This window comes from Proteus faecis, assembly GCF_030286765.1.
GTDB lineage: Bacteria > Pseudomonadota > Gammaproteobacteria > Enterobacterales > Enterobacteriaceae > Proteus > Proteus faecis.
On the sequence record NZ_JASVWV010000041.1, the window covers coordinates 1 to 2,810 of the forward strand.

2 protein-coding genes are annotated in these 2,810 nt (G+C 42.0%); both read right to left on the reverse strand.

The window, feature by feature from the left end; all coding sequences use genetic code 11:
• Positions 1 to 294: 294 nt before the first annotated feature.
• On the reverse strand, positions 295 to 939 hold the full coding sequence (locus tag QSH13_RS18310) for a quinolone resistance pentapeptide repeat protein QnrD1 (protein WP_012634451.1): 645 nt from the start codon (positions 937 to 939) through the stop codon (positions 295 to 297).
• A gap of 960 nt (positions 940 to 1,899) precedes the next feature.
• On the reverse strand, positions 1,900 to 2,340 hold the full coding sequence (locus QSH13_RS18315) for a hypothetical protein (protein WP_069368859.1): 441 nt from the start codon (positions 2,338 to 2,340) through the stop codon (positions 1,900 to 1,902).
• Positions 2,341 to 2,810 lie beyond the last annotated feature (470 nt).

The window sequence follows — 2,810 nt, forward strand, 5'->3', positions numbered from 1 at the left end:
TGTGGTAGTAAAACGTACCGGAAAACGAAATTCCGGCTCTACCTCCGAATCACGCTGCGGTATCGAAAGATTACAGTGCGTACCTGATAAGAGCACCAATCAACGGACTAGGGATTTCTTGGATTGCGAAGTGTCGAAAGAAGCCCAACCTAACCAAACTTAGCCAGATTAACGAGCTAAGAGACCATGACCCAATAACTGATCATGGAGAAAAGCAAAGACAAGATGAAGATGTCGCTTCGCTCCGTTTTGATTAGTACCACATTGGGGCATTAGGCGTTTTTTACCTAGATTTTATCGGTGAACAATAACACCTAAACTCTCAACAAGCTGAAGCGCCTGCTCTCCATCCAACTTCACTCCATCTAAATTAATTCGCCTTGCATCAAGCTCGCCAAGCGCCCCACCCGTTAAATCACAACCAGTAAAATCAGCCAAAGACCAATCAAACGATGAAAACTCCCCACAAGAAAGATCGGAGCCACGAAACACGGCGCCAGTTATCACAGTGCCATTCCAGCGATTTTCCCACAGTTCGCACTTTTCTAATATGACTCTAGAAAAATTAGCGTAACTAAGATTTGTCTTGGTTATATAAGCACTACAAAACCATGACCTTGTAGTTATCATATTCATAAAATTAGCCCCTCGAAAATCAGCTCCTTGAGCTAAACACTCACTAATTTCAAGACCTAAGGCGCTAATGTTTTTAAAATTACTCATTGATAAATCGCAGCTTTTAAAGCTAGCGTTTTTTAGTTTGGCTCTATTAAAATCACACCCTTCCAAGCTATTCCTGTCGTAAAAACTACAATCAACAAATTCAGTATCAGTTAAATCAACCCCTGAAAAATCACAATTTGAAAAGGCAATATTTTTAACTCTATTCCCCGTAAATTGATCTCGTGAAAACTTTTCATTGATAAAGTGCTTTTCCATACATGCTACACCTGGTTATTTATACAGTGTAATCATTGTACATTAATTTGAACAACCTTAAACTCTAGCTAAAATTGATTCATACAATCCCTTTTATGTTAAACGGGCGAGTTAGTTAGCAAAAACCGCCCGTTCATCCCCATTAAAGCCCCTCGAAACGATTTTAAGACACGATCACCCTATAAAACACCCAAATCTACGCTGAAAGTTTAGAACGGTTTTGCGGGCTTCTGAGTGCGTTTTTAACATCGTGCAAACTGACAAGTAAAACGATGCGAAATCGCTGAAAGTCACAAACTTGTTTTGTGGCAAGAAGCGATTTGACCAACCGAGTAAAACGAGGGCGGTAGGCTTTTTGTTTTTATCCTGATGAGCGTCCAGCGAAGAAAGGGAAAAACAGGGGGAGCCGAAACGAAATGACACGCCCCAGCGATGGCAAGTGAACCCCAGTGAACGTGTTTCGTTTTGGGGGCAAAGCCCCCCGTCAAGCGAAGCGTCTGACCACCACATTTTTGAGCGACCAAATACAGGGGCGAAAAAAGGGGGTGGTCAGACGAACGCAGTGAGTTTGACGGGCTTGGGTGAATGGTTTTTTTCTCAGGCGTCCAGCCGAAGAAAATAGCCAGAGGGCGGAGCCTTATGTCATTCATTTTCGTCCAGAAAATGAGTGGCATTGATACTGAAAGTATCATGGGGTGCAAGTTAGTAAAACTATGATTCTACCCATTATTTCACCCGTTATTCTGCCCGTTATACCTAAATTGGGTGCAATAACGGGTAAAGTAATAGGTAGAATAACAGGTGGATTAATGGGTAAGAAATAACACAACGTCATCTTGTGTCTATCTATTATTCTGTATCTTATTCTATGTATTATTCTACCTATTACAGACGAAATAGATAAAATAAGAGATAGAATAATAGATAGGATAATACATAAAATAATAGGTAAACCTAACGTCAGCGCACCTTTTCTTCGAGCTGTTTTAGCATCGAAAAATCACCTAATAACCGTTGATTTTTACCTGTGAAAAAGATGATCGGACTGACATTTGCATTATCAATACTTCGGCTTAACTGAATTCCCATCGCCTGATAATCATCATCGTTTGTGCAATGGTATAACGCTAAAACAAGCTGACATTGTTCTGGAGTTCCGCATTCTATTGCCCAGCGGATCAACTCCGAAAAGGTCAATCCGTTCGGTTTCCAGTGTTTTTTATGCCGTAACGCTAACGCCTTAAATTTTTCACGCCCTTGATTATATTTTTCTGCCCCGATCACCGGATCTTCACAACGAACCCCTTGAACCGGTCGCTTATCAAATGACAATTCCCATAAATTTAATTCTTCGATGTATTCGTAATCTTCTGGCGATGCCAAACGAAATAATTGAGACATAGAGACACCCTCCGATCATGTGTGAACGGAGACAGTATAAGGCTTTCGAGAAATTCCGCTTCCTCGACGTGAAACAAGTTCACGCCTTGCGGCGAGCGTTGCGAATTGAATTTATGAGGTTTACCAAGCTCCAGATGTAACAAAGCCCCGTGACAGCATCACAGGGCTCTGGTACTCTAAATCTTGTGCATTCGTTGCTCAGATTAGACGTCGCAATCCAATCTTAGCAACGTGAGAGGCGCTTGTCACGTTCTCATTAAATACCAGCCAACGACATTAACCCAAATGCACCACTTGATTGACTCGGACTTAGCCCGGTCTCCGAAAGGATAAACAGGCAAATTGTGGTAGTAAAACGTACCGGAAAACGAAATTCCGGCTCTACCTCCGAATCACGCTGCGGTATCGAAAGATTACAGTGCGTACCTGATAAGAGCACCAATCAACGGACTAGGGATTTCTTGGATTGC